At 63.5% G+C, this 23,102-nt stretch carries 29 protein-coding genes; 17 read left to right on the forward strand and 12 right to left on the reverse strand.

Annotated features, from left to right (window positions below; all coding sequences use genetic code 11):
* The first annotated feature begins 168 nt into the window (after window positions 1-168).
* Complete coding sequence (locus P7A97_RS19465; RefSeq protein WP_277692078.1) at window positions 169-1,692, forward strand: fumarate hydratase; 1,524 nt, start codon at window positions 169-171, stop codon at window positions 1,690-1,692.
* 50 nt (window positions 1,693-1,742) lie between these two features.
* On the opposite strand, the gene P7A97_RS19470 is transcribed toward P7A97_RS19465, so the two are convergent.
* Window positions 1,743-2,660 (reverse strand): MerR family transcriptional regulator, encoded by a 918-nt coding sequence (locus P7A97_RS19470; protein WP_277692079.1) that lies wholly within the window; start codon window positions 2,658-2,660, stop codon window positions 1,743-1,745.
* A 265-nt stretch (window positions 2,661-2,925) separates the two neighbouring features.
* Between P7A97_RS19470 and P7A97_RS19475 the strand changes: the two genes are divergently transcribed.
* The 6 genes from P7A97_RS19475 to P7A97_RS19500 all read left to right on the forward strand — a co-directional run bounded on the left by P7A97_RS19475 (window position 2,926) and on the right by P7A97_RS19500 (window position 6,162).
* Complete coding sequence (locus P7A97_RS19475; protein ID WP_277692080.1) at window positions 2,926-3,480, forward strand: antibiotic biosynthesis monooxygenase; 555 nt, start codon at window positions 2,926-2,928, stop codon at window positions 3,478-3,480.
* 116 nt (window positions 3,481-3,596) lie between these two features.
* Window positions 3,597-4,301 (forward strand): dihydromonapterin reductase, encoded by a 705-nt coding sequence (folM, locus tag P7A97_RS19480; protein WP_277692082.1) that lies wholly within the window; start codon window positions 3,597-3,599, stop codon window positions 4,299-4,301.
* 12 nt (window positions 4,302-4,313) lie between these two features.
* Entirely contained in the window at window positions 4,314-4,823 is a 510-nt protein-coding gene (locus P7A97_RS19485; protein ID WP_277692084.1) for a hypothetical protein, read from the forward strand.
* The gene (locus P7A97_RS19490) at window positions 4,820-5,113 is read left to right on the forward strand and encodes a DUF1244 domain-containing protein (protein WP_277692085.1); all 294 of its coding nucleotides are present in this window, start codon (window positions 4,820-4,822) and stop codon (window positions 5,111-5,113) included. Before P7A97_RS19485 ends, P7A97_RS19490 begins: the two co-directional genes overlap by 4 nt.
* Complete coding sequence (locus tag P7A97_RS19495; RefSeq protein ID WP_277692087.1) at window positions 5,113-5,451, forward strand: HopJ type III effector protein; 339 nt, start codon at window positions 5,113-5,115, stop codon at window positions 5,449-5,451. Before P7A97_RS19490 ends, P7A97_RS19495 begins: the two co-directional genes overlap by 1 nt.
* A gap of 123 nt (window positions 5,452-5,574) precedes the next feature.
* Window positions 5,575-6,162, forward strand: coding sequence for a putative glycolipid-binding domain-containing protein (locus tag P7A97_RS19500; RefSeq protein WP_277692088.1), 588 nt, complete (start codon window positions 5,575-5,577; stop codon window positions 6,160-6,162).
* 117 nt (window positions 6,163-6,279) lie between these two features.
* Here P7A97_RS19500 and P7A97_RS19505 read toward each other — a convergent pair whose 3' ends face one another.
* The gene (locus tag P7A97_RS19505; protein WP_277692089.1) at window positions 6,280-6,639 is read right to left on the reverse strand and encodes a DUF5064 family protein; all 360 of its coding nucleotides are present in this window, start codon (window positions 6,637-6,639) and stop codon (window positions 6,280-6,282) included.
* 66 nt (window positions 6,640-6,705) lie between these two features.
* On the reverse strand, window positions 6,706-7,023 hold the full coding sequence (locus P7A97_RS19510) for a DUF2288 domain-containing protein (protein WP_277692091.1): 318 nt from the start codon (window positions 7,021-7,023) through the stop codon (window positions 6,706-6,708).
* 322 nt (window positions 7,024-7,345) lie between these two features.
* Here P7A97_RS19510 and P7A97_RS19515 point away from each other — a divergent pair, with 322 nt between their 5' ends.
* The 10 genes from P7A97_RS19515 to P7A97_RS19560 all read left to right on the forward strand — a co-directional run bounded on the left by P7A97_RS19515 (window position 7,346) and on the right by P7A97_RS19560 (window position 16,048).
* On the forward strand, window positions 7,346-8,467 hold the full coding sequence (locus P7A97_RS19515; RefSeq protein ID WP_277692092.1) for a branched-chain amino acid ABC transporter substrate-binding protein: 1,122 nt from the start codon (window positions 7,346-7,348) through the stop codon (window positions 8,465-8,467).
* 117 nt (window positions 8,468-8,584) lie between these two features.
* Window positions 8,585-9,508: a high-affinity branched-chain amino acid ABC transporter permease LivH gene (gene livH, locus P7A97_RS19520; RefSeq protein WP_277692094.1), complete on the forward strand. Its 924-nt coding sequence runs from the start codon at window positions 8,585-8,587 to the stop codon at window positions 9,506-9,508.
* Window positions 9,505-10,764, forward strand: a complete 1,260-nt coding sequence (locus P7A97_RS19525) for a high-affinity branched-chain amino acid ABC transporter permease LivM (protein WP_277692096.1) — start codon at window positions 9,505-9,507, stop codon at window positions 10,762-10,764. Before livH ends, P7A97_RS19525 begins: the two co-directional genes overlap by 4 nt.
* On the forward strand, window positions 10,761-11,528 hold the full coding sequence (gene livG, locus P7A97_RS19530) for a high-affinity branched-chain amino acid ABC transporter ATP-binding protein LivG (RefSeq protein WP_277692098.1): 768 nt from the start codon (window positions 10,761-10,763) through the stop codon (window positions 11,526-11,528). Before P7A97_RS19525 ends, livG begins: the two co-directional genes overlap by 4 nt.
* A gap of 2 nt (window positions 11,529-11,530) precedes the next feature.
* Window positions 11,531-12,232 (forward strand): ABC transporter ATP-binding protein, encoded by a 702-nt coding sequence (locus tag P7A97_RS19535; protein WP_277692100.1) that lies wholly within the window; start codon window positions 11,531-11,533, stop codon window positions 12,230-12,232.
* Window positions 12,233-12,452: 220 nt separating this feature from the next.
* Window positions 12,453-13,664 (forward strand): serine/threonine transporter SstT, encoded by a 1,212-nt coding sequence (gene sstT / locus P7A97_RS19540; RefSeq protein WP_277692101.1) that lies wholly within the window; start codon window positions 12,453-12,455, stop codon window positions 13,662-13,664.
* Window positions 13,665-13,759: 95 nt separating this feature from the next.
* The gene (locus tag P7A97_RS19545) at window positions 13,760-14,287 is read left to right on the forward strand and encodes a metal-dependent hydrolase (RefSeq protein ID WP_277692102.1); all 528 of its coding nucleotides are present in this window, start codon (window positions 13,760-13,762) and stop codon (window positions 14,285-14,287) included.
* Window positions 14,269-14,553 carry a hypothetical protein gene (locus P7A97_RS19550; RefSeq protein WP_277692103.1) on the forward strand — a complete coding sequence of 95 codons (285 nt, stop codon included), beginning with the start codon at window positions 14,269-14,271 and terminating at the stop codon, window positions 14,551-14,553. Before P7A97_RS19545 ends, P7A97_RS19550 begins: the two co-directional genes overlap by 19 nt.
* A 14-nt stretch (window positions 14,554-14,567) precedes the next feature.
* Window positions 14,568-15,701, forward strand: coding sequence for an ankyrin repeat domain-containing protein (locus P7A97_RS19555; RefSeq protein ID WP_277692105.1), 1,134 nt, complete (start codon window positions 14,568-14,570; stop codon window positions 15,699-15,701).
* Window positions 15,692-16,048, forward strand: a complete 357-nt coding sequence (locus P7A97_RS19560; RefSeq protein ID WP_277692107.1) for a hypothetical protein — start codon at window positions 15,692-15,694, stop codon at window positions 16,046-16,048. The genes P7A97_RS19555 and P7A97_RS19560 overlap by 10 nt, the downstream gene beginning before the upstream one ends.
* Here the strand turns inward: P7A97_RS19560 and P7A97_RS19565 are convergent.
* The 9 genes from P7A97_RS19565 to P7A97_RS19605 are packed head-to-tail and all read right to left on the reverse strand — an operon-like array spanning window position 16,042 to window position 23,063.
* A complete protein-coding gene (locus tag P7A97_RS19565; protein WP_277692109.1) occupies window positions 16,042-16,434 on the reverse strand; it encodes a DUF488 family protein in 393 nt (130 codons plus the stop codon). The genes P7A97_RS19560 and P7A97_RS19565 overlap by 7 nt on opposite strands.
* Before the next feature lie 3 nt (window positions 16,435-16,437).
* Entirely contained in the window at window positions 16,438-16,746 is a 309-nt protein-coding gene (locus tag P7A97_RS19570) for a DUF5629 family protein (RefSeq protein ID WP_277692111.1), read from the reverse strand.
* A gap of 37 nt (window positions 16,747-16,783) precedes the next feature.
* A complete protein-coding gene (locus P7A97_RS19575) occupies window positions 16,784-18,151 on the reverse strand; it encodes an ATP-binding protein (RefSeq protein WP_277692112.1) in 1,368 nt (455 codons plus the stop codon).
* A complete protein-coding gene (locus P7A97_RS19580) occupies window positions 18,148-18,810 on the reverse strand; it encodes a response regulator (protein WP_277692113.1) in 663 nt (220 codons plus the stop codon). Before P7A97_RS19580 ends, P7A97_RS19575 begins: the two co-directional genes overlap by 4 nt.
* A gap of 9 nt (window positions 18,811-18,819) precedes the next feature.
* Window positions 18,820-19,464, reverse strand: coding sequence for a tetratricopeptide repeat protein (locus tag P7A97_RS19585; protein WP_277692114.1), 645 nt, complete (start codon window positions 19,462-19,464; stop codon window positions 18,820-18,822).
* A 2-nt stretch (window positions 19,465-19,466) separates the two neighbouring features.
* Window positions 19,467-20,258, reverse strand: coding sequence for an SDR family oxidoreductase (locus P7A97_RS19590; protein WP_277692116.1), 792 nt, complete (start codon window positions 20,256-20,258; stop codon window positions 19,467-19,469).
* The gene (locus P7A97_RS19595) at window positions 20,245-20,919 is read right to left on the reverse strand and encodes an iron-containing redox enzyme family protein (protein ID WP_277692118.1); all 675 of its coding nucleotides are present in this window, start codon (window positions 20,917-20,919) and stop codon (window positions 20,245-20,247) included. Before P7A97_RS19595 ends, P7A97_RS19590 begins: the two co-directional genes overlap by 14 nt.
* A 10-nt stretch (window positions 20,920-20,929) precedes the next feature.
* A complete protein-coding gene (locus P7A97_RS19600) occupies window positions 20,930-22,399 on the reverse strand; it encodes an AMP-binding protein (protein ID WP_277692119.1) in 1,470 nt (489 codons plus the stop codon).
* A complete protein-coding gene (locus tag P7A97_RS19605) occupies window positions 22,389-23,063 on the reverse strand; it encodes a thermostable hemolysin (protein WP_277692120.1) in 675 nt (224 codons plus the stop codon). The genes P7A97_RS19600 and P7A97_RS19605 overlap by 11 nt, the downstream gene beginning before the upstream one ends.
* Between the last annotated feature and the right edge of the window lie 39 nt (window positions 23,064-23,102).

A 23,102-nucleotide genomic window follows, 5' to 3' on the forward strand; every position in this document is an offset into this window, starting at 1 on the left:
GCAGCGGCGCGGTATACTGCGCCGCCTTTTTGTGGCACGCCATCCTTGGCAGCCACCCCACGGGCCTTCGCGGGACGACACAAAACTCGTTCCTGACCGTTTTTGCCGTTGCGCCGGGTCGTGGTCCGGCGCTTCCTTATAGATGTTCCCTGATAGAGGAGCGCCCCCATGACCGTGATCAAACAGGACGACCTGATCCAGAGCGTCGCCGACGCCCTGCAGTTCATCTCCTACTACCACCCCGTCGACTTCATCCAGGCCATGCACGAGGCCTACCTGAAGGAAGAGTCGCCGGCCGCCAAGGACTCCATGGCGCAAATCCTGATCAACTCGCGCATGTGCGCCACCGGCCACCGCCCGATCTGTCAGGACACCGGCATCGTCACCGTGTTCATCAAGGTCGGCATGGACGTGCGCTGGGACGGCGCCACCATGAGCGTCGACGACATGATCAACGAGGGCGTGCGTCGCGCCTACAACCTGCCGGAAAATGTCCTGCGCGCCTCGATCCTGGCCGACCCGGCAGGTAGCCGCAAGAACACCAAGGACAACACCCCGGCGGTGATCCACTACTCCATCGTCCCCGGCGACAAGGTGGAAGTGGACGTCGCGGCCAAGGGCGGCGGCTCCGAGAACAAGTCGAAGATGGCCATGCTCAACCCGTCCGACTCGATCGTCGACTGGGTTCTGAAGACCGTGCCGACCATGGGCGCCGGCTGGTGCCCGCCGGGCATGCTCGGCATCGGCATCGGCGGCACCGCCGAGAAGGCTGCGGTGATGGCCAAGGAAGTGCTCATGGAGCACATCGACATCCACGAACTGCAGGCCCGCGGCCCGCAGAACCGCATCGAAGAGCTGCGCCTGGAGCTGTTCGAGAAGGTCAACCAGCTGGGCATCGGCGCCCAGGGCCTGGGCGGCCTGACCACCGTGCTCGACGTGAAGATCATGGATTACCCGACCCACGCGGCTTCGCTGCCGGTGTGCATGATCCCCAACTGCGCCGCCACCCGCCACGCCCACTTCGTGCTCGATGGTTCCGGCCCGGCCTCGCTGGAAGCACCGGATCTGGACGCCTACCCGGACATCGTCTGGGAAGCCGGCCCGAGCGCCCGCCGCGTCAACCTCGACAGCATCACCCCGGAAGAGGTGCAGAGCTGGAAACCGGGCGAGACCATCCTGCTCAACGGCAAGATGCTCACCGGCCGCGACGCCGCGCACAAGCGCATGGTCGACATGCTGAACAAGGGCGAAGAGCTGCCGGTGGATCTGAAAGGCCGCTTTATCTACTACGTCGGCCCGGTCGATCCGGTGGGTGACGAAGTAGTCGGCCCAGCCGGCCCGACCACCGCCACCCGCATGGACAAGTTCACCCGCCAGATCCTGGAAAGCACCGGCCTGCTGGGCATGATCGGCAAGTCCGAGCGCGGCCCCATCGCCATCGAGGCGATCAAGGACAACAAGGCCGTGTACCTGATGGCCGTGGGCGGCGCGGCCTACCTGGTCGCCCAGGCGATCAAGAAGTCCAAGGTGCTGGCCTTTGCCGAACTGGGTATGGAAGCCATCTACGAGTTCGAGGTGAAGGACATGCCGGTCACCGTCGCGGTCGACACCAACGGTGAGTCGGTGCACATCACCGGCCCGGCGATCTGGAACAAGAAGATCGCCGAAAGCCTGGCGGTGGAAGTGAAGTAAGCGCCCCTGGCGTCAGACAAAGGCCCGGCTCACTGCCGGGCCTTTGCGTTTCAGGTATCCAGATGCCCGCTGATGAACTGCTGCAAGCGGCCATGCAGCAATGGCCCCGTATTACCCAGGCGTGCAATGGCCGAGCCTGCCAGCTCCTTCTCGATCAGGTCGCAGACATCACCCGCCAGCGCCAAGGGGCAGTCCAGAGACAGGGCGAAGCGCTTGAGTTGTGCGAGCCACTCTTCACTCGGCGGGCGATTGGAAAACAGCACCATGGCCTGCGGATGGAGCTTGCCGCCCACCAGCGCCAGTTCGGCCAGCGGCAGACCTGGGCCGAATACCTGCACGCCGATATCCTCGCCGCCGAGCAGCACCCCCGCCACCAACAGCTCCAACTCATGACAATGCCCGGCCAGAGCCGTCAACACCACGCGCGCCGGATGCTCGCCCGCTTGCAAAAACGTCAATGCCTGCGTACGCAAAAAAGCATCGAGCAGCAGCCATTCACCCGCATGCCCGGGCTCATCGCGACGCAGCAGCAACTCGCGCCATAACGGCATGCAGATGTCCTGAAACACCTGCGCCTTGCTATGCCGCGCGCATGCCTGCTGGAACAGTCGCGCCAGTGCAGCCGCATCGAAGGCGACCAGCGCTGCACGAAAACGCGACCGATATTCACCCCAAGCATCCCCATGCCCCACGACCACCGGCGCCGGCCGCACAGCCTGGCTGCGCTCAAGCAGTTTGCCTACCTTGCTGACCGCCACGCCACGCTCGATCCAGGCCTGGATATTGCGCACCGTCTCGATGTCAGCAGCCGAATAGAGTCGATGACCACTGTCGGTACGAGTGGGTTGAATCAACCCGTAGCGCCGCTCCCAGGCCCGCAGGGTGACCGAGTTGACCCCTGTGGCACGCGATACCTCGCGAATAGGGAACAGGATGGCGTTGGTTTCAGCACGAGCAGCTTCAGTCATGGCCAGCAGAATCAAAAAATGAAGATGAACCGAGTGTACTCCGCTATGGACGCGACCTGAACCGCCGCATGGCCACGCGGCACGCGCCCGCATAATGCAAAGGCAGGACCCATGACGAAATACAGAGGCCAATAGCCCTAAGCACTGGCTTATTCCGGCAAAACGGGAATAATCCTTGCCTGTTCTGTCATGCGCCGCCACCACCCCGACGACGCATCATGCGCAAGCCCTATCCGGGCAGCGCCAGTCACACTGGAGATACACAATGTCCCCCGTCACCATGCTGGTGGCACGCCGCGTCCCACGCGAGTGCCTGCAGGAATTCCGTCTGTGGCTACACGAAGGCCAGCAACTGGCCGCCGACTTCCCTGGCTATCTGGGCTCAGGCGTGTTGGCCCCGCCACCCGATGACGATGAACACCAGATTGTCTTCCGCTTCGCCGATGAAAAAACCCTCGGTGCCTGGGAGCACTCCGCCTCGCGTCGCGCCTGGCTCAAGCGTGGCGCGGGCCTGTTTGCCCAACCCCATGAACACCGAGCCCAGGGCCTGGATACTTGGTTCGGCAGCGCCCTGCGCCGCCCGCCACGCTGGAAGCAAAGCGTGGCCATCTGGCTCGCTTTCTTTCCGGTATCCCTGGTCTTCAACCTGCTGTTCGGTGGCTGGCTGGCCGAGCTACCGCTAGTGCTGCGGGTACTGCTCGGCACCCTGGCCCTGACGCCGCTGATGACCTACTGTTTCATCCCACTCTCCACGCGCCTGCTGGAACCCTGGCTACAAGCAAAGCCACAAGAGCAGAAACAGCCGCTCGAGATACGCTGAGCAACCTCACCATGACGCCTCCGGGGTAGCAATGCGAGCCCCGCTCGGGAATACTCTGCCAGACCCTGCGCATGGCGCAGCGGCTTATATTCCCCTGCCGTAAGTTCAGCACGACCATGACGACGCACTCCCCCATCCTAGTGACAGGTGCCAACAAGCGCGGCGGCCTGGCCATCTGTAAGGCGCTGGTCGCACAAGGCCAGCCCGTAGTCGCCATCTATCGCAACACCCCAGGCGAACTGACCAGCCTGGCCAATGTGGACATGCTCAAAGCCGACCTCAGCCAACGCGACAGCCGCGACGCTCTGATCGACAGCATCAAGACCCGCTATACGGCGCTGCGCGGCATCATTCACAACGCCTCGCTGTGGCTGGATGACTCACTCGACAATCTGAACCAGATGTTGCAAGTGCATGTCGAGGCACCCTATCAGTTGAATGAAGCCCTGACCCCCCTGCTGCAAGGCGTCGAGCGGGCGGACATCATTCATGTCTGTGACGACACCGCCACCCAAGGCACCAAGAACCATATCGCCTACGCTGCCAGCAAGGCCGCCCTGCTCAATCTGACCCTCTCCTTCGCCGAGAAGCTCGCCCCTAAGATTCGCGTCAACGCCATCTCTCCCGGCCTGCTGATGCTCAAGGAAGGCAGCGACGCCGAGTATCAGAACAAAACCCTGCGCAAAGCCCTCCTGGAGATCGAGCCAGGCAACACCCCCCTGGTGGATGCCGTGCTCTATCTCTTGCACAGCACCTACAACACCGGCAACAACATCGTCATCAACGGCGGCCGCCACCTGAAACGCCACACCAGCAAATAAGGAAGTACCCGCATGGAGCTCAAGCAGGCCATGGAGATCGTCGAGTTCGTCTGCACACTGGCCACCGGCCTGGCCAGCATCGTGATTCCGGTCATCCTCTATCGTTCGCAGAAACAGAAGGCCACGCTGGACTACATCAAGGCCGGGCGCGACTCCTGGATTCAGATAGATCTTGGCCTGATGGGCAGACCGGAGCTGTTACGCCAGGCCGACAGCATCCTTGCACCTGACAATGCAGGCGCCAGCGACGACGAGCGGCAGAAGACCTGGATCGCGCTGATGATCCTCAACGTGGCCTTTTCCGACTTCATCGGCTTGAAGTACGGCTACCACGAGCAGGAGGAAAAGAAGATGCTCGACAACTTCATCAAAACCCTGATGCGCGACGAACTCACTTTCAAGCTCAGCCAGCAGGCTTACAATGAAGCCTTCCGCGCCGCCTGCCGGGAAGCCCGGCGGCAGATCCTCGACGAAGAGCTCGTCCAGGTTCCACAAACCCAACCCATCGAATGCCTGTCATGAACGACCAACAACGCCTCGAACTGGAAGCCGCCGCCTTCCGCAGCCTGGTTCAACACCTGCGCTCGCGTCCCGACGTGCAGAACATTGACCTGATGAACCTCGCCGGCTTCTGCCGCAACTGCCTTTCCAAGTGGTACAAGGCCGCCGCCGATGAACACGGTTTGGCAGTCGATATGGATCAGGCCCGCGAAGAGATCTACGGCATGCCCTATGCCGAATGGAAAGCCCGCTACCAGAAGGAAGCCAGCGCCGAGCAGCAGGCAGCCTTCGCCAAAGGAAACCAGCACTGATGAACCTGCAAGACTTCCGTGCCCGCCTGCACAATGACCAGTTCGAGTTCGCTGAAACCCTGGCCTTTGTCGCCGAGCACTATGACTATCAGCCCAGCGCCTTCCGCAACGGCGATGTCGCCAACGCCGCCGGCCAGAACGAAGGCTCCTGCAAGACGCTGAGCCTGGCCCTGCTCGAAGGCTTCACCCTGGAAGAAACCTTGCGCGCCTTCGGCGAGCACTATCGCGCTGTACTGGCCACGCCAGACGGCAGCGACCATGCCAATATCCGGGCGCTACAGAGCTGCGGCCTGAGTGGTGTCCAGTTCGAACAACCCGCACTGCAACGCAAGGCCTGACACTGCGCAACAAACTGCTCAATTATCAGCTTTGGCTGACAGACAGGTTCTGACCTCGCTCGTAGACTTGCCCCACCAAGCGCCAGCAGGAAGCTGGCGCGGTTCTATCCATGGAGCGCAAGGATGCAACAGAACCTGGTCTGGAAGCCCTGGATCGACCCAGGGGTCGAGCACCTCAGCCTGGCCATCACCGAAGACGGCGTGCATGCCAGCAGCCATCTGATCCAGAGCATTCGCGGCAACAGCATGGCCGCGACCTACGTTCTCAGATACGACGAACGCTGGCGCTTCCGCAGCCTATGGCTAAAAGCTGACAACCTCGGGCAACGCAGTCTCACCCTGCACCGCGACATCCGCGGCCGGTGGTTCGTCGATGGTCGCCTACGTGAAGACTTGGGTGAGTGCCAGCAGATCATGCTCTCCTCCTCACCGTTCACTCACACCCCCATACTGCGTCGCAGCGCCCTGCCCACCGGCGATAGCGAGCGATTCTGCGTGGCCTATGTCGACCTACTGAGCCTGCGTGTCGAAGCTCGCCAGCAGCGCTACCTCTGCCAGCAACGCCAGACCAGCCATACCGTCTACCTGTGCGAATCGGAGGGACACGAGAGCATCGAACTGACACTCGATGACGGGGGCTTACTGGTACAAGCCATCGGGCAATTCATCCGGGTGCGCCAGGATATTCTGCGTCAGGCAGAAAGCGCCTGAGCCCAGCCCACTACCGCAGAACAGCCCAGATGAAAGCACGAAGCAGCCTGTAAGGAACTGGACGCCATCACCACCATGGCCTTCTCATACAGCCATGGCGGCTATCGCAGCGATGCCTCAGAGGCCATCCTTTTCCAGATGATCGAAGTTCACGGTTTCGCCAGGCTTTGCACCCAACTTTTCGCGAATATCGTTAAACATCTTGTCGAATTCATCGTGACTGCGCATGACCAGCGAATGATTGGTCGGCAGGCCGTGCTTGGCAGCCACCCGCGAAGCGACGCTGGCAAAGTTGAAAGCGGTATCGCGGTGCAACTCGAACTCGTCCGTGAAAGCCTTGCCGGCAATCTGGCCTTCCATGCGGAAGTGCAGCATCGGCCCTTCCTTCGGATCGCGCCGCACTTCGTAATAGAGATCTACCGTGTAATCAATCTGGCCAGGCAGACTGGCTCTGTGCAAATGCCCCGGTTCGAACATGGTGGCTCTCCTTGCTGGTCGGAAAGCTCAGTCTAGACCAGCCGTATCGAGCGCAACTGATCTGGATCAGTGCATCGTCGCACCAGCGGAGCGCTCCTGAATAAGCACCCAAGGCGACACCACCACGGCCCACAGTTCAGGATCGCGCTGCAGGTAGTCCTCAGCCTGCGATTCAGCCACCTTGAGCACCTGCCCGGACTGTAGCCAGGCGCCCACCTTGCCACCATCGTCCTCGGCCACGGCCTGCGCGACCTCCACCAGATCGAGCCCTGGGGCGACCTGCAGCAACTGGCCCCGCGCGAAGAACGGCTGGAGTTCCTGCCATGAAATCCTGGCTGTCTCACCCAGTAACTTGGCATAGAGGGTGCTTGTTTGCTCTGTCATATCTTGCCCTGTGTAGAAAGCACACGTTTGCTGGGAGCGCATGATAGCGCCCACCCTGCCTCAGGCAAGATCAGCTCGAATATCCCTCCGCAGAAGGACCCATGAGTCACTGAAAAACAGCGCCGTTATTCTGTACGTTTATTTCAATTAAGCGACACCCACCCAAAATGCCTCGAACTACGCGCTTTCCAAGCCGCGAAACTGAGTTCTACACTGTGCCGGTACAGTTGCCGGGGGGCATGGCCGAGGTATCGCATTCGGTCCTGCAGCTTTTGGCCGCATGGATTACAAGAACGAACAACACCTATAAGAGTGGAGCACTATGAAACAGGCTACCAAGCAAGTGACCAAACTGTTCGCCGCCATGGCTCTCGCCGGCGCCGCCAGCTATTCGATGGCCGCTGACACCATCAAGATCGCCCTGGCAGGCCCGGTGACCGGCGCTGTTGCTCAGTACGGCGAAATGCAGTTCATCGGTGCCGAAATGGCCATCGAGCAGATCAACAAGGCCGGCGGGGTGAACGGCGCAATGCTCGAAGGCGTTAAGTACGACGACGCCTGCGACCCGAAACAAGCCGTGGCCGTAGCCAACAAGATCGTCAACGACGAAGTGAAATACGTCGTTGGCCACCTCTGCTCCAGCTCCACTCAGCCGGCGTCCGACATCTACGAAGACGAAGGCATTCTGATGATTACCGCGGCCTCCACCAGCCCGGACATCACCGCTCGCGGTTACCAGCTGGTATTCCGCACCATCGGCCTGGACAGCCTGCAGGGCCCGACCGCCGGCAACTTCATCGCTGACCACGTCAAGCCGCAAACCGTTGCCGTCGTTCACGACAAGCAGCAGTACGGCGAAGGCATCGCCACCGCGGTCAAGCAGACCCTGGAAGGCAAAGGCACCAAGGTTGCCGTGTTCGAAGGCATCAATGCCGGCGACAAGGACTTCTCCTCGCTGATCTCCAAGCTCAAGCAAGCCAACGTCGACTTCGTCTACTACGGCGGCTACCACCCGGAACTCGGCCTGCTGCTGCGTCAGTCCGCCGAGAAAGGCCTGAAAGCCAAGTTCATGGGCCCGGAAGGCGTGGGTAACAAGGAAATCTCCGCCATCGCTGGCCCGGCCTCCGAAGGCCTGCTGGTGACCCTGCCGAAGTCCTTCGACCAGGATCCGAAGAACCAGGCGCTGGTTGAAGCCTTCAAGGCCAAGAACCAGGACCCGAGCGGCCCGTTCGTATTCCCGGCTTACGCCGCCGTGCAGGTCATGGCTGAAGGCATGAAGAAAGCCGGCAGCACCGACACCGACAAAGTCGCCGAAGCGCTGCGCGCCAATAGCTTCGACACCCCGACCGGCACCCTGGCCTTCGATGAGAAGGGTGACCTGAAGGACTTCAGCTTCGTGGTCTACGAGTGGCACCAGGACGGTTCCAAGACCGAAGCCAAGTAAGCGTCCCGCCTGAACCCAAAGCCCACTGCGCGAGCAGTGGGCTTTGTTTTATCGAGTTTTCCGGCCATCCGTTGCGTCACAAGCGCCGCTTTACGGAACGCGCCGAGGAGTTAGGTAATGCCTGAGCTCTATCACTACCTGCAACAGCTGGTTAACGGTCTGACCGTTGGCAGCACCTATGCCCTGATCGCCATCGGCTACACCATGGTCTACGGCATCATCGGCATGATCAACTTCGCCCACGGCGAGGTGTACATGATTGGCTCGTACGTGGCCTTCATCGTCATCGCCGGGCTGACCATGATGGGCTTAGACAGCCTGCCTATCCTGATCATTGGCGCCTTCGCGGCCAGCATCATCGTCGCCAGCGCCTACGGCTACAGTATCGAACGGGTGGCCTACCGGCCGCTGCGCGGCAGCAACCGCCTGATCCCGCTGATCTCGGCCATCGGCATGTCGATCTTCCTGCAGAACGAGATCCTGCTGGCCCAGGATTCGAAAGACAAAGCCATTCCCAACCTGATCCCCGGTAACCTGGTGTTCGGCGAGAGCACCATGAACGGTGTGGTGATCTCCTACATGCAGATCCTGATCTTCGTCGTCACCTTCCTGGTGATGTACGGCCTGACCATGTTCATCTCCAAGTCCCGCCTGGGCCGCGCCTGCCGTGCCTGCGCCGAGGACATCCGCATGGCCAACCTGCTGGGCATCAACACCAACAACATCATCGCCCTGACCTTCGTCATCGGCGCCACCCTGGCCGCCGTCGCGGCGGTGCTGCTGGGCCTGCAATATGGCGTGATCAACCCGCACATCGGCTTCCTCGCCGGCATCAAGGCGTTCACCGCTGCCGTGCTCGGCGGCATCGGCAGCATCCCTGGCGCCATGCTCGGTGGCCTGGTACTCGGTGTAGCCGAAGCCTTCGGCGCCGACCTGTTCGGTGACCAGTACAAGGACGTCGTGGCCTTCAGCCTGCTGGTGCTGGTGCTGCTGTTCCGTCCGACCGGCATCCTCGGCCGTCCGGAGGTCGAGAAAGTATGAACACCAAGAACCTCAAGACCGCCTTCTTCAGCGCTCTGCTGGTGCTGGCCGTGGCCTATCCGGTGCTCGGCCTGAAACTGACCACCGTCGGCATCAAGCTGGAAGTGCACGGCGCCAGCCCTGCGGCGCTGTGGACCATCGCCGGCTGCGCCATCGCTATGTTCTTCTGGCAACTGTTCCGCGACCAGCTGAGCAACGCCTGGGCCACCGCGCCGAAACTGCCAGGCATGCCGAGCCAGGCCAGTAACTTCCTCACCCTGCCCTCGACCCAGCGCTGGGTCATCCTCGGCCTGATCCTGGTCGCCCTGGCGTGGCCGTTCTTCGGCAGCCGCGGCGCGGTGGATATCGCCACCCTGATCCTGATCTACGTGATGCTCGGCCTCGGCCTGAACATCGTGGTCGGCCTGGCCGGCCTGCTGGATCTGGGTTACGTCGGCTTCTACGCGGTGGGTGCCTACAGCTACGCACTGCTGTCGCACTACTACGGCCTGGGCTTCTGGGTGTGCCTGCCGATCGCCGGCCTGATGGCGGCGTTCTTCGGCTTCATCCTCGGCTTCCCGGTGCTGCGCCTGCGCGGTGACTACCTGGCCATCGTGACCCTCGGTTTCGGCGAGATCATTCGTATCCTGCTGCGCAACCTGACCGAGCTGACCGGCGGTCCCAACGGCATCAGCAACATCGACAAGCCGACCCTGTTCGGCCTGTCGTTCGAGCGCCGTGCGGCCGAAGGCATGCAGACCTTCCACGAGTACTTCGGCGTCGCCTACAACTCGGTGAACAAGGTGATCTTCCTCTACCTGATCGCCCTGCTGCTGGTGCTGCTGACCCTGTTCGTGATCAACCGCCTGCTGCGCATGCCGATCGGCCGCGCCTGGGAAGCCCTGCGCGAAGACGAAATCGCCTGCCGTGCGCTGGGCATGAACCCCACCGTGATCAAGCTCTCCGCCTTCACCCTGGGTGCCGCCTTCGCCGGTTTCGCCGGCAGCTTCTTCGCCGCACGCCAGGGTCTGGTCACGCCGGAGTCGTTCACCTTCATCGAGTCGGCGATCATCCTCGCCATCGTCGTGCTGGGCGGCATGGGCTCGCAGCTCGGCATCATCCTCGCCGCCGTGGTGATGATCCTGCTGCCGGAACTCATGCGTGAGTTCAGCGAGTACCGCATGCTGATGTTCGGTGCCCTGATGGTGCTGATGATGATCTGGCGTCCGCAGGGCCTGTTGCCCATGCAGCGTCCCCACCTGGAGTTGAAACCATGAGCCGCCCGATTCTTGAAGTCAGCGGGCTGACCATGCGCTTCGGCGGCCTGCTGGCCGTCAACAATGTCGCCCTGAGCGTCCAGCCCAAGCAAGTCGTGTCGATGATCGGCCCCAACGGCGCCGGCAAGACCACCGTGTTCAACTGCCTGACCGGCTTCTACCAGCCCACCAGTGGGGAAATCCTGCTGGACGGCGAACCGGTGCAGAAGCTGCCCGGCCACAAGATCGCCCACAAGGGCGTGGTGCGTACCTTCCAGAACGTTCGTCTGTTCAAGGAAATGACGGCGGTGGAAAACCTGCTGGTCGCCCAGCATCGCCACCTCAACACCAACTTCCTCGCAGGGTTGTTCAAAACCCCGGGCTTTCGCCGCAGCGAAAAGGAAGCGATGGAGTACGCCGCGCACTGGCTGGACGTGGTCAACCTCACCGACGTGGCCAACCGCCCGGCCGGCACCCTGGCCTACGGCCAGCAACGCCGCCTGGAAATTGCCCGCTGCATGATGACGCGCCCGCGCATCCTCATGCTCGACGAGCCGGCCGCCGGCCTCAACCCCAAGGAAACCGAGGACCTCAAGCAGCTGATCGGCATGCTGCGCAATGACCACAACGTGACCGTGCTGCTGATTGAGCACGACATGCACCTGGTCATGAGCATTTCCGACCACATCTATGTGATCAACCAGGGCACCCCCCTGGCAGACGGCACGCCGGAAGAAGTCCGCAACAACCCGGACGTGATCAAAGCCTATCTGGGGGAGGCGTAAGCATGCTGAGTTTCAAGAACGTCTCCACCTTCTACGGCAAGATCCAGGCCCTGCATGACGTCAGCATCGAGGTCGAAAAGGGCGAAATCGTCACCCTGATCGGTGCCAACGGCGCTGGCAAGTCGACCCTGCTGATGACCCTGTGCGGCTCGCCGCGCGCGGCCAGTGGCAGCATCCGCTACATGGGGGAGGAACTGGTCGGCCAGGAATCCTGCGACATCATGCGCAAGAGCATCGCCGTCGTGCCCGAAGGCCGCCGCGTGTTCGCCCGCCTGACCGTCGAGGAAAACCTGGCCATGGGCGGTTTCTTCGGCACCAAGGAAAGCAACCAGGAGCAGCTGGACAAGGTGTTGCACCTGTTCCCGCGCCTGAAGGAGCGCTTCGAGCAGCGCGCCGGCACCATGTCCGGCGGCGAACAGCAGATGCTCGCCATCGGCCGCGCGCTGATGAGCAAGCCGCAGCTGCTGCTGCTCGACGAGCCATCCCTGGGCCTGGCGCCGATCATCATCCAGCAGATCTTCGACATCATCGAACAGCTGCGCAAGGATGGCGTGACCGTGTTCCTGGTCGAGCAGAACGCCAACCAGGCGCTCAAGCTGGCCGATCGCGCCTACGTACTGGAGAACGGTCGGATCGTCATGCAGGGCACCGGTGAGGCACTGCTCACCGATCCGAAAGTCCGCGACGCCTATCTCGGCGGCTGACATTCGTGGCGCGAATCAAAACGGCCCCTCGCGGGCCGTTTTCATTTACCACCTGACGGAAGGCCGGCACGCGTGGCCTTGAGCCATTAGAATCGCCGCCTTCTTTTTTCTGTGCCTATCGTTACCCGACAGGCCTCCGGAAACCGGCAGCCGTAACCCGGCCTGCCGCCCAGTGCAGCAGCTCATAAGCCGCTGCGCCGAATCACAGGAACCATCACCCATGATCCTCAACCCTCTCGTACAGCTGCTCGGGCGCACCAGCCTGGTGCTGCAGATCGCCATCGGCCTGGTCGCCGGTATCGCCCTCGCCCTGCTCTTCCCCCAGGCCACCGATGAAGTCGGCTTCCTCGGCACCCTGTTCATCGCCGCCCTGAAAGCCGTAGCGCCGGTGCTGGTGTTCATCCTGGTGACCTCCGCCATCGCCAACCACAAGCCCGGCCAGCCCACGCATATCCGCCCGATCCTGTTGCTGTACGTGATCGGCACCCTGGCCGCGGCGATGGTCGCGGTGGTCGCCAGCAGCCTGTGGCCCTCGACCCTGGTTTTGCAGGATGCCGCCACTGGCACCACCCCGCCCGGCGGCATCGCCGAAGTGCTCAAGACCCTGGCGCTGAACGTGGTGGACAACCCGGTCAACGCCCTGCTGCGCGGCAACTTCGTCGGCATCCTGGCCTGGGCCATCGGCCTGGGCATCGCCGTGCGCCATGGCAGCGACACCACCCGCGCCATCTTCGCCGACCTGGCTCACGGCGTGACCCTGATCGTCCGCGTGGTGATCCGCTGCGCCCCGCTGGGCATCTTCGGCCTGGTCGCCACCACCTTCGCCGACGCCGGCATCAAGGCCCTGGCCGGCTACGCCCACCTGCTCGCCGTGCTGGTCGGTTGCATGCTGTTCGTCGCGCTGGTGGTCAATCCGCTGATCGTGTTCAGCCAGATCCGCCGCAACCCCTACCCGCTGGTGTTCACCTGCCTGCGCGAAAGCGGCCTGACCGCCTTCTTCACCCGCAGCTCGGCAGCCAACGTGCCGGTCAACCTGCAACTGGCCGAGCGCCTGGGCCTGCACGAGGACACCTACTCGGTGTCCATCCCGCTGGGCGCCACCATCAACATGGCCGGCGCCGCCATCACCATCAGCGTGCTGACCCTGGCCGCCGTACACACTCAGGGCATCGTCGTGGACATCCCCACCGCCCTGCTGCTGTGCGTGATCTCGGCGGTCTGCGCGTGCGGCGCCTCGGGCGTGGCCGGCGGCTCGCTGCTGCTGATCCCGCTGGCCTGCGGCCTGTTCGGCATCCCCAGCGACGTCGCCATGCAGGTGGTCGCCATCGGCTTCATCATTGGCATCCTGCAGGACAGCGCGGAAACCGCGCTGAACTCCTCCACCGACGTGCTGTTCACCGCTGCGGCCTGCCTGGCGCGGGACAAGAACTGAGTAACGGCCCGTGAAGAAAGCCGCCCATGTGGCGGCTTTCTTTTGTGCCGGATTCGGGTTATCTAAAGGGTTGCTCAAGGATGGAGCCACCCCACATGTTCATCGCCCATGCCCCCTCCGGCTACCTGCTCGGCAAGCTATTGCAGCAACTGCCGCACTGTTCCCTAGCCCCGCGCGCGCTCATGCTCGCCTGTGTGGCCGGCGCGACGGTACCCGATGTGGACCTGCTCTATTTCTACCTGGCAGATGGACGCCAGACCCACCATCACCAGTACTTCAGCCATTGGCCGTTGCTCTGGCTTAGCCTGGCAACGCTGAGCATCGCCTGGCTGGGTGTTCGCCGGCACAGCCCCTGGGCTCAGGGCAGCCTGGCGTTCACCCTCGGCGGCCTGCTGCACATGCTGCTGGACAGTTTCGTTGGTGATGTCTGGTGGCTGGCGCCTTTCCATGATGAGGCCTACGCGCTGTTCAGCGTACCGGCTCGCTACCATCCCTGGTGGCTGAGTTTCGTGCTGCATTGGAGCTTTGCCGTGGAACTGCTGATCTGCGTGTCTGCGACCCTGGTTTACGTTTACCGTCGCCCTTCTCGAATGGAACAACCTTCATGCCCGCCCTCTGCATAGCCGCAGCACAAAGCATTTCCGTACCGGGGAATGTGGCCGCCAATATTGAGCGTCACTGCACCTTCGTCGAAAAGGCCGCCAGCGCCACATTACAACTGCTGCTCCCCGAACTCTCGCTAAGCGGCTACGAGCCCGGTCTGGCCGCAGGGTGCGTGATCGAGCCTGCCGATGAGAGCCTGGTGCCCTTGTGCGAACTGGCGCGGTATTACGGCATGGAGCAGGTATCGGGCGTGCCGCTCTGGCACAAAACCAACTTTGCCCAGTGAACAAGGACAGTCCGATGCCTGCAAACGACCCTATTCTTCTCGGCGCCTACTGGTTCGACCTGGACGGCATCCGCCAGCGTCATGCCGACGGCGCCGATGCCAACGCCCTGGACGAGAATGGCCATACACCGCTGACCGAAGCCATCGCCGGTGGCACGGGCTATCCGAAAGTGGTCAAGCTGCTGCTGGAGCTGGGCGCCGACCCCAACCGCGCAGATGGCGAGGGACTCACGCCCTGGCAGACCTGCCTGACGCGGCGCCACGACCGCGTGGTAGAGAATGAGTACCGCAAGATTCGCGCGTTGCTGGAGGAGGCTGGCGCCGACCGTGGTGGCGAGGCGCTGTTCGATCTGGAAGACCAGGCCGCTGCCGGCGATCTGCAGGCGGTAACGACCCTGCTGGACGGCGGATGTCCGCTGGAGGGGCCACACGCCTCACCCATTGGCGCGGCCCTGCACAATGGCCACACGGAGGTCGTCGAACTGTTGCTGCAACGCGGTGCCAACGTCGAGGGATCGGGCGCCGCCGTGCACGGCATGACCCTGCTGATGAGCGCCGCCAACCACGGACAACTGGACATCCTTAAGCTGCTGGTGCGCCACGGTGCCGACGTTTGCCGCGCCATCGACGGCGCCGACGGCTGCATGACCGCCGCCTGGTACGCACGCCAGGCCGGGCACCATGCAGCCGCCGACTGGCTGGCGGCCCAGCATCCAGGCGCCGAGCGCAAGCCCATTCCGAAGGCAGCGCTGAATGGTGGGCCCAAGGCCAAGTACCTCGACCTCTACCGTCACTACACCCATGGATCGAACTACGGCCTGGACACCGAGGCCATCGTCAAACGCCTGCAACGCTGGGACAAGGAACATGGCATCCACCTCCTCGACGTGGCCACGGATCGCTTCACCCTGCAGTTCGAGCGCCTGCCCGATGATGCGGCCAAGCTAGCCAAGGAGATCGCCAAGTTCTGCCCGGATACGCTCGACAGCTTTGCCGCCCTGGCCGAGCAGAGCGAGCAGCTGGAGGCACTGCCACCCGACACGCGCGAGCTGTTGCAAGGCCTGCAGCCTGACGACAAACATTTCGCCCTCAAGGTGCTGCAGCGCTGGCTGCAGACCCACAAAGCGGTGCAGCTGTGGTGGGACTGATACACAGAGGATGCTTCGCCGCACTGATGCTCATGCTCGGCAGTGCTGCCTACGCCGGCTGCGGCGAAGGCCGTGGCACCTGTTACTACTACAAGGCCGGTGAACTCAAGGGCCAGGGCGCCTGCGCCGTGACCACCTGCGCCGCCACCGACCAGTACTTCTTCACCCACTGGGACTGGGACAACGGCAACGCCGTACGCATCGACTGGGACCCGAAGAGCGAACAACTGCTGGTCAACGGCAAGCCCGGTTACAGCCTGGCCCTGCCCTACAAGGACGAGAAGATGGTCTGTTACGCCGTAGCCGAGAGCGACGAGCTGCTGTGCAACGACTCAGGCAATTACTGATCGGCGTAGCACACGGGCGAACTGGGCGGGCCGCGCCGCTCCAGTTCCTCCTCGAGAAACTCGGCCAGCACCCGGGCATTGTTGCAGCGCTCGTCGCGCGCGGCGAACAGCAGGGTCAGGTTGCCCTGCTCGGCCAGGGCCAGAAGCCCCTGCCAATGCTCGGGATGCGCCGCCAGTTCGGCGCGATACAGTAGGCGAAACTCGTCGAACAACACCGGATCGTGGCAGAAGCCCTTGCGCAGGGCCTCTGAAGGGGCAACGTCCTTGAGCCAGGCCTGCAGTGCCAGGCTGTCCTTCTTGCAGCCGCGTGGCCACAGGCGATCCACCAGAACCCGCGCGCCGTCATCCGCTGCCACGGACGCATAGACCCGCTTGCAGCGAATCACGCCTCAGGCCTCGTCGGGCTCGTCATCATCATCGTTGCCCGCGCCAATGGCGCCTAGGCAGACCACCTCGTGCTCGGCCTCAGCGCCCGCGACCAACCAGCTGTCTGCGACCTCGCCCGCACGTGCCGCCGCCACTGCGGCAGCGGTGAATTGCCAGACGCGCCGGGTACGGCCATCGATGCACTCCACGGTCAATTGCAGCTGCTCACCACTGGCCTGCTCATCCAGCTCGAACTGCCAGGCATGCAGGCCATCGATCAACAGCATGTCGGCGCCTTGCAGGGCCGACAGAAAGGTCGGGGTATCGCTCATGGGGAATCCATCCAGAAAATCAGGTGTGCATGATACGTCAGCCTTGGCGCGGTAGTTCCAGCGTAGCGCGCAGCCCCCCAGCGTCCAGGTTGCTCAGGCGAATGGCGCCGCCATGCTGCTCGGCAATACGCCTGACGATGGCCAGGCCCAACCCCGCCCCCTGATGGTTGTTGCGACTGTGGAAACGCTCGAATACCCGCTGCAGATCCTCCTCGGCAATGCCCGGCCCTTGATCCTCCACCTGCAACGCCACCCGCTCTCCCTCACCACTGAGCACTACACGCACCCGGCCGCCGGCCGGCGAGAAGTTCACTGCATTGGTCACCAGGTTCTGCAGGGCAATACCGACGGTGGCGGCATCGGCGGCGAGGTTGAAGTCGCCTTCGCCCACTTCCAATGACAGCTCAAGGCCCTGGCGCAGCACCCAGGGAGTCAACTCGGCCAGGGTCTCGCGCACCAGAGCCTGCAAATCGACCTGGCCCCGCTCGGGCTTGCCCAGCATCGGTTCGATCCGCGCCATGGTCAGCAATTGGTTGACCACGCGCGTGGCCCGGTCGATGCCGCCGATCAGATAGTGCAGTGACTGACGGCGCTCGTCGTCATCCTGCGCCTGGGTGGCGTTCTGTGCATGAACCTTGAGCACGGCCAGGGGCGTGCGCAGCTCATGGGCAGCGTCGGCGATAAAGCGCCGCTCCCGCTCCAACACCAGGTCGATCTGTGCCAGCAGACGGTTGAGCGCCGCCTGCATCGGGGCCAGCTCGCTGGGTAGCGGGTCGAGTTGCAGCGGCTCCAGGCTGTCGGCATGACGGCCACGGATGACCTCGGCCATGTTGCGCAGTGGCGCCAGCCCCCAGCCGATCGCCCACCAGAGCAGCGCGGCCAGCGCCATGCTGCCCAGCAGGTTGGGATAAAGGGTGTGGCGCACGATGCTGTCGATCAGCTCCTGACGCACGTCATCGCGCTCGCCGGTCCAGATCAGCAGTCCTCGCTGCGGGTCCTTGAGCAGGAACCCGCGCCATTGATGGCGGCCCAGGTCAAAGGTCGAGTAGCCCTCGGCAACCGGCGGTGTATCGAGTGGCGGCGCCGCGGCGCTGCGTACCAGCACCTCGCCGGCCGGGCTCCAGACCTGAAAGGCCAGCTTGCTCTCGTAGGGGTGGCCCGGCATGCGCTGGCCGGCATGCTCCAGCGCAGCATTGAAGGCGGCGTAGAGGCTGTCACGCTCACTGTCCTGCACCGGCACGCGCATCACGCCCTGGAGCATGCGCGCGGTATGCGCCAGCTGCGCGTCATAGACTTCCTCGATCTCGTGGGCGCTATCGAAGTAGTTGAACAGGGTCACCAGCAAGGTGCCGAGCAGCATCAGCCCCAGTACCAGCACCAGGGTGCGGCGGCGGATGGAGCTCATGGCTGCTCCTCGACCAGATAGCCGACCCCGCGCACGGTGCGGATCAGGCTGCTGAACAGCTTCTTGCGCAGATGATGGATATGTACCTCCAGCGTGTTGCTCTCGGCCTCTTCGTCCCAGCCGTAGAGCGACTGGGCCAGGCGCTCACGGGTCAACACCTTGCCCGGTTGTGACAGCAGTTCGTGCAGCAGCAGGTATTCCTTGGGCGTCATGGGTACGGGCTTGCCCAAGTAGCTGACCTGCTGACTGGCCGGATCGAGACAGATGCCGGCATGTTCGATCAGCACCTGGGCGCGGCCGGCACTACGGCGCAGCAGCGCGCGCAGGCGGGCCTTGAGTTCGTCCAGGTCGAACGGCTTGACCAGATAATCGTCGGCGCCGGCATCCAGACCGGCGATGCGGTCCTCGGTGGCGTCGCGCGCGGTGAGAATCAGCACCGGCAATGCCGAGCCGCTGCCACGCAATTGGCGCAGCACCTGGATGCCATCCAGGCGCGGCAAGCCGAGGTCGAGCACCAGAAGATCGAATTCCTCGCTGAGCAGCGCGTGGACAGCACTGGCACCGTCCTGCAACCAGTCCACCGTATAACCTTCCTGGCGCAGGCCCAGGCGCAAACCTTCGCCCAGGGCCTTGTCGTCCTCGACCAGCAATAAACGCATCGCAGCTCCTTAGTTGAGCTTGTTGTCCACAGCCTTCAGCAGCTCGCTGATCTCACCCTGGCGGCCCTTGTCGGCCAGCTCGCGACCGGCACGCGGCGGTGCCTGGCGGGCTTTTTCCAACGCCTCGCGCGCCTGCGCATACTGCCCCTGACGGAACAGATGGTCACCCCAGAAGTAAAGACTGTCGATGCCATTGGGGTTGATCTGCAGCGCCTGCTTGAGCAGTTGCTCGGCCTTGTCCTCATCGCCAAAGCCGATGGGCCAGCCCGGCACCCGGTCATACAGGGTACCCAGGCTGGTATAGGCCGAGCCGTTGAGCGCCTTGGGGTCGAGGGCCAGGGCCTTTTCCAGATAGCGCTTGGCGTCCTTGACCTTGCCCAGCGCGCCCAGACCACCTTCGGCGCCGGCCCAACTGCTGGTGACGATGCCATGCCAGATCCAGGCTTCGGCTGCAGTGGGTTGAGCCTGGGTGAAGGCCGAAGTTTCCGCCGCCAGTGCTTCGAAAGCCTTGGGGCGCTGTTTTTCAGGCGTCGCGTACTGAATCTGCGCCCAACGCTCCTGCACCTGCTGCAGACGTTGGCTGCCGGCTTCATCCAGCGCCCAGGCCGACAGGCTGAAACAGAGTGCAGTGATAAGGACAAACAACTTGTTCATGCTCAAATCTCCTTCTTGCTGAATTGGCGAATGGTCGGCAACTGCTTGCGCAAGGCGCGATCCACCAGGCCAGGCAAGATGCCGTTGAGGCGGACGAAAAATTTCTCCGGCCAGCCGAGATAGAGTTCGCTGCGGTCGGCCGTGATTGCCGCCAGCACTTCGCCAGCCACCCGCTGCGGGCTGTCCGTGGCGACCTTGAGCGCCGAATTGAGCGCCTCGGCCGGGCCACTGTTCATCGCCGTGCGGGTGGCCCTGGGTGCCACGTACAGCACGCCGACGCCGGTGTCGGCCAGCTCGCGGCGCAACGCCTCGGAAAAACCGCGCACGGCGAACTTGCTGGCGCAGTAGGTGGCGTAACCGGCATAGCCGATCGAGCCGTAGGTGGAGCCGACATTGACCAGCAACGTCTGGTGCTGCTGACGCAGCAGTGGCAGGAGGGCGCGGGTCAGCTGCACAGTGGCCACCAGGTTGATGTTGAGCATCTCGGCAATCTGCTCATCGTCGAGCTGTTCGAGCATGGCGAAGCGATTGATCCCGGCGGCGTTGATCAGCAGGTTGAGCCCGCCCATCTCGCGCGCTGCAGTCACTACAGCCAGGCGCCCGGCAGGCGTAGTCAGGTCGGCCTCGACCCACAGCAACTGCTGCGGATAGCGCCGCGCCAGGTCATCCAGCGCCTCGCCACGCCGCGCCACGGCAATCAGCCTGGCGCCTCCGACACAGAGTTGCTCGGCCAGGGCCAGGCCGATGCCGCCGCTGGCCCCGGTCAGCACGGCACGGCACTCAGGCAAGCGCATGCTGCACCTCGCTGACCCGCGGCAGGCCACGGAACATGTCGGCATACAGGCGATACACCACCTGGCTGACATGAATGACGGCCGCCTTGTCCTCGTCGCGTTCGAGCTGGTTCATCAGATTGCGGTAATGCTGCATGTGGCCGATATCCAGCGAGCCATGGGAGAACAGGTAGCTGAAGGCTTCCTTGGGCAAGGCCAGGGTTTGCTGGATGGTGCCCGCCGCCTGGGTGGCCAGGGCGATGCTGGTGCCCTCCAGTACGTTGACCATGCCGAACAGGCCGACCGGATTACCACGGGCAATGGTGTCGTACAGGTAGCTGACCATCAGCTCGATGGCCTGGCTCGGCTGGCCCAGGCGCACGGCCTCCGCATCGCCGCCACAGGCAGCGATATCGTTGAGGATCCACTGCTCGTGGCCGTACTCCTCGTCGATGTATTCGCACACGGCCTTGCGCAGCCACTCCATCTCCCGCGGCAGGCGCGCACCGCACGCCATCATCAGCGGCACGGTGTGACGCACGTGGTAGTAGGCCTGGGTCAGAAAGGCGATATAGCCGTCCAGGCTGACACGCCCAGCCAGGGCATCGCGGATCACCGGCACTGAAAACAGCGCATCGCGCTCGTTGTGGGTGGCGGTTTGCAGTTCATCGAAGAAATTCATGGGCCTTACCTCAGACAGTCAGGGATTCACTAAAGAGTTCGCCATAGCGCGCCAGGATGGCGTCGCGGCGCAGCCGGCCATTGGCCGTGAGCAGGCCACTGGCGGGTGTGAAGGGTTGCTCCAGGCGTACCCAACGGCCGACCCGGGCGTAATCCGGCAGCACGGCGTTGGCCTGTTGCACGGTGGTTTGCAACTGGGCATCGGTGCAGTTGGGGTCAAGCGGCCAGAGCAGCGCGACGTTCTCCGCCAGGCTTTCGCCATGAACGAAGGCCTGGGCGATCACCCCGCGCTGGGTCAGTTCGGACTCAACCCACTCCGGGTTGACGTTGCGGCCGAAGCTGGTGACGAACTGATGCTTCTTGCGCCCGCGCAGCTGCAGGTAGCCATCGGCGTCGAACTCACCGATATCGCCGGTCGGCCACCACTCGTCCTGGAACGCGGCCTCGCCGAGGTAGCCCAGCAGGTGCGAGCCGGCCACCAGCACTTCGCCGTCCTCGGCCAGGCGCACGCGCACATGTGGCAGTGGCTTGCCCACCGTACCTGGGCGCACCGCGCCAGGGCGGTTCAGGCAGACCACCGAGGCGCACTCGGACAGGCCATAGCCTTCATAGACAGGCAGCCCGACCTTGGCGGCCCGTGCCAGCAAATCCGCAGACACCCGCGCACCGCCCACGGCGATAAAACGAAAGCCCCCCACCGGCATCAGGCCGCGCTCGACCGCAATCACCAGGCCAAGCAACAGCTGCGGCACCAGAATCAGGCTCTGCGCACCGCGCATTGCCATCTGCCCGAACAGGCGAGGCCAATCGACACCACTGGCACCACTGATGCCCAACTCCTGCTGGCTGGGCAGGCTGAGCGTGGCTCCGGCCAGCAAAGCGGCGTAGATACCCAGGTTCTCCAGCAGCACCGCCAGCGGCAACACAGCCAGGTATTGCTGCGGCGCCGTCTCGCGGCTGGCCCGTTCCAGCTCGCGAGCCACCTTGAGCATGCTCTCGGCACTCAGGCACACCCCCTTGGGGCTGCCGGTGGTACCCGAGGTGTAGGTGATCTTGGCCGTACCCTCGGGGAGGGGTAGACGCTTGATAGACACAGGAGCGCGCCAGAACAGCCCCTCCTGCTGAAAACCACAGGCCAGCAGCTCATCAGCCATGCGCGGCTCGACGAGCGCTAGGGTCGCCCCGCTCTGCTGCAGGCAGTGGGTCCGCTGGCTGGCGCTGAAAAACGGCGGCAGAATCAGGCAAGCCACGCCGGCGAACAGTGCCGCCAGGTCCCACAGTACGGCCTCTGGCCCATTGTCCAGAGCCAGCGCCACCACCTCGACCTGTTCGGCGCGCAACAGGGCCTCACGACGCTGCACTTCTTCGAACAGACGCTGGTAATCCAGGCGCTCAGTGTCGCCCCATAAGGCCAGGCGCTGCGGCTGGCTCTCGGCATGAGCCAGCAGGGTATTGCGCAGGAAACTCACTTCAGGCTGCATGGATATCCCCCGGGCAAGGCTGGAGAAACCCCAGGCGCTGCATCACGCCCTGCTCGCACAGGCGGCGATTGCCCAGCTGGATATTGCCGGCGAAGACCTGCGGACGCTGCTCGTAGTACTGGCCCCAGTCGTGACGCTGCTCGCCCAGCAGGTGAGGGTCGGCTTCGCAAAGACGCATCGGCTCCAGGCCCAGGCGACGGAAGCTGTTGATCAGGGTCGGCGCCCCGGTAAACACCACCCACTGCAAGCCGCGATGGGCCAGCAAGCCGGTCATGGCAATGATGATCAGCCGCGCATTGCCAGGGCTGCTCGCAGCCAGGTTGCCGACTTCGACGATCTCGCCACGCTGCACCGGGCGCTCCGCCAGACGGGCGATCACGCTCTGCGCCGGCACCTGCAGGTAGTGTTCGAGGAACAGGTTTTCTTCACGTGCCAAACGCACGCCACACACTGCGGTCAGCTCACCGGCAGGATTGCGCAGGCCGATCAGCTCCGGCATGAAACGGCTGATCCGCGCGCCGTGCGCCTCGTTGAAGCGAACCTGAACGAACGCCTCGAACTCCGCACGCAACTGTGGGCTATCCGCCAGCCAGAGGCTGGATTGCTGCATGGGATCGCTGCCGAAATGCAGCGGAAAGGGGATGTTCCAGGGATTTTGACTCATCGAACGCCCTCCACGGGGTTGACCATGGAGGGCAGTATC

It is taken from the genome of Pseudomonas sp. GOM6, from assembly GCF_029537485.1.
Lineage (GTDB): Bacteria > Pseudomonadota > Gammaproteobacteria > Pseudomonadales > Pseudomonadaceae > Aquipseudomonas.